Source organism: Frankia sp. R82, from assembly GCF_023716925.1.
Taxonomy (GTDB): Bacteria; Actinomycetota; Actinomycetes; order Frankiales; family Frankiaceae; genus Frankia.
In genome coordinates, this window is record NZ_JAMQQG010000300.1 from 24,213 (window position 1) to 31,234 (window position 7,022).

5 protein-coding genes are annotated in these 7,022 nt (G+C 70.6%); 4 read left to right on the forward strand and 1 reads right to left on the reverse strand.

What is annotated here, in order from left to right:
• The first annotated feature begins 613 nt into the window (after positions 1 to 613).
• From ND747_RS24060 to ND747_RS24070, 3 genes are all read left to right on the forward strand, one after another.
• Entirely contained in the window at positions 614 to 832 is a 219-nt protein-coding gene (locus ND747_RS24060) for a helix-turn-helix domain-containing protein (RefSeq protein ID WP_251736463.1), read from the forward strand.
• 2 nt (positions 833 to 834) lie between these two features.
• Positions 835 to 1,581, forward strand: coding sequence for an enoyl-CoA hydratase/isomerase family protein (locus ND747_RS24065; protein WP_251736464.1), 747 nt, complete (start codon positions 835 to 837; stop codon positions 1,579 to 1,581).
• Between the two features lie 263 nt (positions 1,582 to 1,844).
• Positions 1,845 to 3,731, forward strand: coding sequence for an ABC transporter ATP-binding protein (locus ND747_RS24070; protein ID WP_251736465.1), 1,887 nt, complete (start codon positions 1,845 to 1,847; stop codon positions 3,729 to 3,731).
• A gap of 325 nt (positions 3,732 to 4,056) precedes the next feature.
• Here ND747_RS24070 and ND747_RS24075 read toward each other — a convergent pair whose 3' ends face one another.
• Complete coding sequence (locus tag ND747_RS24075) at positions 4,057 to 4,263, reverse strand: hypothetical protein (protein WP_251736466.1); 207 nt, start codon at positions 4,261 to 4,263, stop codon at positions 4,057 to 4,059.
• Between the two features lie 218 nt (positions 4,264 to 4,481).
• Between ND747_RS24075 and pyk the strand changes: the two genes are divergently transcribed.
• Positions 4,482 to 5,897: a pyruvate kinase gene (gene pyk / locus ND747_RS24080; protein ID WP_251736467.1), complete on the forward strand. Its 1,416-nt coding sequence runs from the start codon at positions 4,482 to 4,484 to the stop codon at positions 5,895 to 5,897.
• Positions 5,898 to 7,022: the final 1,125 nt, after the last annotated feature.

Consider the following 7,022-nt stretch of genomic DNA (forward strand, 5'->3'; position numbering starts at 1 on the left):
GGCCGCCGTCGGACCGGGGAGCGCAGGGGTAGACGGATACAGGCGAGGAAGTGAACACGGTGTGTACAGGGCGGGCGGACTACATGTGTTGGCTGGGTTTCGGTGGGTGTTGATGGCTGAGGGTGGTGGCCGTGTGTGGATCGGTGGTGGTGATGGGGGGTGGTGTGGCGGGATGCCTCCATGGTTGCGTGCTCTGGGCGTCGATGTGAGGAATCAGTCGGTTTGATCTGCGCCGTTCGCCGTTTCCGGATCGGCTCGGTACAGTGATCGACTGTTGGCTGTACCTGCGGTATCACGTCGCTGGAAGATCGCCGTGAGCTCGATGGCGATGTTCGTGGCGACGCGCCGTTGCCGTTGTTAGGCCGGGCGTAGGGGATTGGGGACACTGGTCCTCGTGCATGCTCCCCGTGCCCGGCCGGCGGTGTGCCGGTACGTGCATGGGCAGATCTGTCCCTGAGTCACGGCCAGCGAGGAACAAGTGGAGGGAGCGGTGTGTCGGAGCGGTCACGCTGCGATGTGCCGCGTGTGATGGATCACATCTGCTTCGAGTGGCGCGATTACTCGGGCTGAGTGAAGATCGGTTCGCAGATCATCGAGCACGGAGGGGGCCACGTTGGCCGAGCTTAGGAAAGGAACCCGGATCACCGGCGCCGAGCGGGACAAGCTGGCTGCCGATCTTCGGAAGAAGTACGAAGGAGGGCAGAGCATCCGTCTGCTTGCCGAGTCCTCTGGCCGTTCGTACGGGTTTGTCCACCGGATCCTTTCGGAGTCCGGTACCACCCTGCGTGGCCGTGGTGGTGCAACCCGGGGCACCAAGAAGAAAACTCCCTGACCATGGCGGTACCGGCCGCCGCCAGATCGGCGGCGGCCGGGCTTCAGGTCGAGGTGGTCGGTCCCGTCGCGAGGGTCCGGCTGCACGGCCGAGGCCACCCCGATCAGCTTGGGGCGTTCGGCGTCACCCTGGGTGATGCTCTCCGGCAGATGACGGGCGACGTTCGTCTCGCTGTCATGCTGATCGACGGTTCTTCCCCGGTCGCGATCGACACCGCGGCCACCCGAACCCGGATGGCCGACTCGGGCCGTCCCGCGATGAACGAGCTTCGTGGTTGGCGGCAGGCACTGGATCGACTCGCCACCGCCACCGATCTGATCAGTATCGCCGCCGTCTCCGGCTGGGCCGATGACCTGGGCACGTCCCTGGCGGCGGTCTGTGACCTGCGGATCTTTGCCGCGGATGCCGGCCTGCGCCTCGACTGGGCGGCCCGGCTGGGCCTGCTTCCCGCCGCCGGCGCCCTGGCCGATCTCGTCCGTCTGACCGGCGCGCCGACCGCCCTCGATCTGAGTCTCACCGCCCGTCCGCTCGGCGCCACGGAGGCCCTGCGGATCGGGCTGGCCCAGCGGGTGGTGCCACCGCCTCGGCTCGAAACCGAGCTCGCCGCCCTGGCGGCCGGTCTGCTTGCCGTCCCGGCCGGCATCGCCGCAGAGGTCAAGGCGCTGCTGCGGGCCACCGAACCGGGCGGTGCGGAACTGCTCGCCTGGGAGCGCCTGGTGGGCACAGCCCCTGACCTCGCTGCCGGTTGACATGATCTCCCGGCCGCACACCGGATCTGTGCTGGACGTCGGGCCTGTGCTGGACGTCGGGCCTGTGCTGGACGTCGGGCCTGTGCTGGACGTCGGGCCTGTGCTGGACGTCGGGCCTGTGCTGGACGTCGGACCGGGGCGGGACGTCCACGGTGCGACTGGAGGGCAGGGCACCGGTGGCGGCGCGGGGCTCTGGGCTGGAATGTTGAGGCGGCGACCGCGCTTACCTGATTACAGTGCAAGCAACGAGCGCTGGGAGTCGAATGAGCGCCGGAAGTCGGGCGATGATGCGCAGTGCCACCCGGGACCGTTCGGTGGTCAAGGTGTCGCTGCGACCGGGGACGGTGCGCCGCATCGCGGCCTTCGCTGCGCCATGGCGCTGGCAGCTGACCTGTTTCCTGCTGTTGATCGCGGCCAGCGCCGCGCTGGGGGCTGCGGTTCCACTGCTGCTGCGGGAGATCATCGATGGTGGGATCATGCGGCATCGCACCGGCTACGTGGAGCTGCTCGCCGGGATCGCCGTCGCGGTCGCGTTCGCCGACGCGGCCCTGGCGCTGGGCCAGCGCTGGTACTCGGCCCGCATCGGCGAGGGGCTGGTCTACGAGCTGCGCAGCCAGATCTTCCGTCACGTCCAGCGGCAGCCGCTGGCGTTCTTCACCCGTACCCAGACCGGCGCGCTGACGAGCCGGCTCAACAGCGACGTCCTCGGTGCTCAGTCGGCGTTCACCAACACGTTGTCGTCCGTTTTGTCAAACGTGCTGTCCGCGGTGTTCACGCTGGCCGCGATGGCGGCGCTGTCGTGGCAGATCACCCTGGTTTCCCTGGTGTTGCTGCCCGTTCTGCTTGTTCCCGCGCGGGCGCTCGGTCCGCGTCTGGCCGGGCTCACCCGAGAACGCTATGAAGTGAACGCGCAGATGCACAGCACAATGACCGAGCACTTCAACGTTTCCGGCGCGATGCTGATGCATCTCTACGGCTCCCCGGCACGGGAAGAGGCCAACTTTCGCCGTCGGGCGGCACAGGTACGTGACATCGGCGTTTCGCAGGCCATGTATGGCCGAATCTTTTTCGTCTCGTTGAGCCTGGTGGGCGCACTCGCCACCGCGGTGGTGTACGGCGTCGGTGGCCGGCTGGCCATCTCGGGGGATCTGCAGGTCGGCACGCTGGTGGCCCTCACCGCCTATCTCTCCCGGCTCTACGGGCCGCTCAGCGGCCTGTCCAGCGTGCACGTCGACGTGATGACGGCACTGGTGTCGTTCGAACGGGTGCTGGAGGTGCTCGACCTCGAGCCCGCGATCGTCGACCGGCCCGGCGCCGTCGCGCTGCCGGCCGGCCCCCTCGCCGTCGAGTTCGACCGGGTGGGGTTCCGGTATCCGGCGGCCAGCGAGGTGTCCCTGGCCTCGCTGGAGTCGGTGGCGGTGCTCGAGACCCGGATTCCCACCCCGGTGCTGCACGAGGTGAGCTTCCGGGCCGAGCCCGGCCAGATGATCGCGATCGTCGGCCCGTCCGGCGCGGGCAAGACGACGATCGGTCAGCTCGTCCCCCGGCTCTACGACGTCGGGTCGGGCGCGGTGCGCCTGGCCGGCCTCGATGTGCGTGACATCGGGCTGGAGTCGCTGCGTGCCGGGGTTGGTGTCGTCACCCAGGATGCGCACCTGTTCCATGACACGATCCGGGCCAACCTGGGTTTCGCGCATCCTGCGGCCACCGACGACCAGATGTGGACGGCACTGGCCGCGGCGCAGATCGACGCGCTGATCCGAGCGTTGCCGGACGGGCTGGACACCGTGGTCGGCGACCGCGGCCAGCGACTGTCCGGCGGAGAGAAGCAGCGGCTGGCGATCGCCCGCCTGCTGCTGCGCGACCCCGGGGTGGTGATCCTCGACGAGGCGACCGCACATCTGGACAGCGAGTCGGAGGCGGCTGTGCAGGCCGCCCTGCAGGCAGCGCTGGCCGGGCGCACCTCGCTGGTGATCGCGCACAGGCTGTCCACGGTGCGCGACGCCGACCTGATCCTCGTCGTCGACGGTGGACGGATCATCGAGCGCGGCAGCCACGTCGATCTGCTCGCCGCGCAGGGCCTCTACGCCGAGTTGTACCGCACCCAGTTTCTTTCCGTTACAGAGTCGGCGCCTTCAGTTCTCACCTGACGGGTCGCGCCGATCCGCATCGCTGTGGCGGATCGGCGCGACTCTGGCACGGCCGTGTCGCCGTAACCGACGTCGTGAGGAAGGTCTCGGCCGGGTCCAGGCGCCGGCCGGGGGTCCTCGCCGCCCGGTCGATCCGTGACCGGCGTCTCCAGGTGGGGCGCCGGGCCACTGCGGACGGTCTGCGGGAGCCGGTGGCCGACGGGGCCGCGCGGGACCGGGGCTGCGTCCGGGCCGGCGTGTCCTGGCCCGATGGTGACGACCCGTGGCACACGGGGCTTCGGGGCGCGGCGGGCCCGTGGGCCGCAGAGATCGGACGGTGACCGGCCTACGGACCGCCGGGGCCGGCGGTCACGGCGCCGTCCACGAGATCGCCACCGGTCTCGATGACGCCGGCCAGGCCAGCGCCGGCCGCACCGGCGCCGACGGACGCGGTGCGCGCCACCCCGGAACCCGTGGCGGCGGGGTCGGGCTCGGCGAGCGCGATGTCGATGTCGCCGGAGGGACGGCGGTGAATTGCAGGATTTCGATTCATGCCGGACTCCGGTTGCTCGACGGCGTCGCGAAGATGTGTCCTGTATGGTGCGTCACCGGACACGCGTCGCGTGGGCGACGATACGGACGGTACGCCGTCTGGCGGCCACACGCAGCATGTACCTGATTGCCCTGATGTGACTACTGCTTGGTGCGCCACTCGCAGCATCCGGTGGCCCCCGTGCGCAATGACCGACGATCATTACTTAGGCTTTGTGTGTGCCTCGTAGAGCCAAGATTGTCTGTACCCTCGGCCCGGCGACCAGCTCGCCGGAGAACGTCCGGGCCCTCATCGACGCGGGAATGGACATCGCCCGCCTGAACTTCTCCCATGGAACACACGAACAGCACGCCGCCGTCTACGCCCGGGTGCGTGAGGCTGCGGAGGCCGCCGGCCGCAACGTCGGCATCCTCGCCGACCTGCAGGGCCCGAAGATCCGGCTGGGCACCTTCGCCGACGGCAAGGTCACTCTCACCCCGGGTCAGCGGTTCACCGTCACCGTGCGGGACGTGCCCGGCGATGCCGAGCAGGTCGGTACCACCTACTCCGACCTGCCCGCGGACGTCTCCGCCGGCGACCGCATCCTCGTCGACGACGGCCGGCTCGTCCTGCAGATCGAGGGCGTCACCGAAACCGACGTCCACACCACCGTGATCATCGGCGGTCCGGTCAGCAACAACAAGGGCATGAACATCCCCGGTGCCGCCCTGACGGTGCCGGCGCTGAGCGACAAGGACGGCGAGGACCTGCGGTTCGCCCTCCAGCTCGGGGTCGACATGATCGCGCTGTCGTTCGTGCGTGGCGCAGCCGACATCAAGCCGGTGCACGCGATCATGGACGAGCTCGGCATCCGCCTCCCGGTCCATGCCAAGATCGAGAAGCCGCAGGCCGTCGAGGCCCTGGACGGCATCATCGAGGCCTTCGACGGCCTGATGATCGCCCGCGGTGACCTTGGCGTCGAGCTGCCGCTGGAGGACGTCCCGCTGGTGCAGAAGCGGGCCGTGAGCCAGGCGCGGGAGCGGGCCAAGCCCGTCATCGTCGCCACCCAGGTGCTTGAGTCCATGGTCAGCGCGCCGCGGCCGACCCGGGCCGAGGCCAGCGACTGCGCCAATGCCGTCCTCGACGGCGCTGACGCGATCATGCTGTCGGCGGAGACGAGCGTCGGGGCGTACCCGATCGAGTCGGTCGCCACGATGGCGCGGATCATCGAGACCGCAGAGGCGGACCTGGCGCGCATCCCGCTGCTGCGCACGGAGCCACGCACGCTCGGCGGGGCGCTCGCCCAGGCGGCGGCGTCCGTCGGCAACGCTGTCGGGGCGCGGTACCTCGTGGCGCACACCCTGTCCGGCGACACCGCCCGCCGGCTCGCCCGCTACCGCAGCGAGGTGCCGGTCCTCGCCTTCACGCCCATCCCCGCCGTCCGCAACCAGATGGCGTTGTTCTGGGGCGTGGAGACCTTCGTGGTCCCGTTCGCCGAGAACACCGACGAGATGGTCCGTCAGGTGGACACCGCGTTGCTGCAGATCGGCCGGTGCCGGCCGGGCGAGCTTGTCGTCGTTGTCGCCGGAACCCCGCCGGGCGTCGCCGGCATGACCAACACGATGCGTGTGCACCGGATCGGTGAGGCGATCTGACCGACACCCTGACCTGGGGCGTGTAGCACCAAATCGGATGTACCCGTCCCATCCCACGAACATGTGGCTGTCATGATGTGACCCGTCGCATCCGCCTGTGCCGGTGTTCCGCCCGCGGCGGACAGCGCCCCGCGGGGACCGGTGGCGTCCCCCGTCGGGAGGGGACGCCACGCGCCAGGCGGATGTCAGGGAGTGGTCGGATGGTGGCACAGGGGTCAGATCCGGACGGTCAGCAGTCGGCCGACCGGTCAGCGCACTCCGGGGACCGGTCGGATCAGCCCACCGACCGATCGGTGCAGTCCGAGGACCGATCGGTGCAGTCCACCGACCGATCGGTGCAGTCCGCGGGCGCCGGCAGGGGGGGAGACGTCGGCTCGCCGGCCCCCCGCGCCGGTCAGAACACGCCGCGATCGGCCCAGTCGCGGCCAGGTGAGCCGCGACCGGCTCAACGGGATCCGGCCTCATCGCGGCCGGCCCCGCAACAGCCGGCCCCGCAACAGCCGGCCCCATCGAGGCCGACCGAGTCGCGATCGGCCGAGCCATCAGCGGGATCTCCCCAGAGCGGGCAGTCGGTGCCAGCGGGGTCACCGCCGCGTTCCGCCGGCTCGGGCGGTCCCGGTGGTCGGCCATATCCGTTCGGACCCGTCCGCTCCGAAGAGCGGAGGATCTTTCCGGGGACCGCCCGCCCGCCCGGCCGCCCGCCAGCCGCCGCCGCATCGACATCGACATCGACATCGACATCGACACCACCCGCCCGCACGCCACCCGTGCGGACCCCACCCGCACCAGCGGCGCGCTCTGGTTCGCCGGCCGCGCCCGGCTCGGCGGCACCACCTGCTTCCGGCACACCGGCTGGCCCAGCTGCAGCACCGGCCGCAGCACCGGCCGCAGCACCGGCGGTGCCTACCTCCGGGACGTCCGCTCCGGGGGAACCCGTGCGGGGGGCGCCAGGCTCCGCGTCCCCGAGCTCCGCGTCCCCGAGCTCCGCGTCCCCGAGCTCGGGGACGCCGGGCCAAGGAGCGCCAGGCGCGGGGTCCGCCAACCCGAGACCGTCGGCCTCGGGACCGTCCGACGCGCGGCCTGCGGCGCCAGCCGGGCCAGGGGCGGGCACGTCCCGCTCAGCGC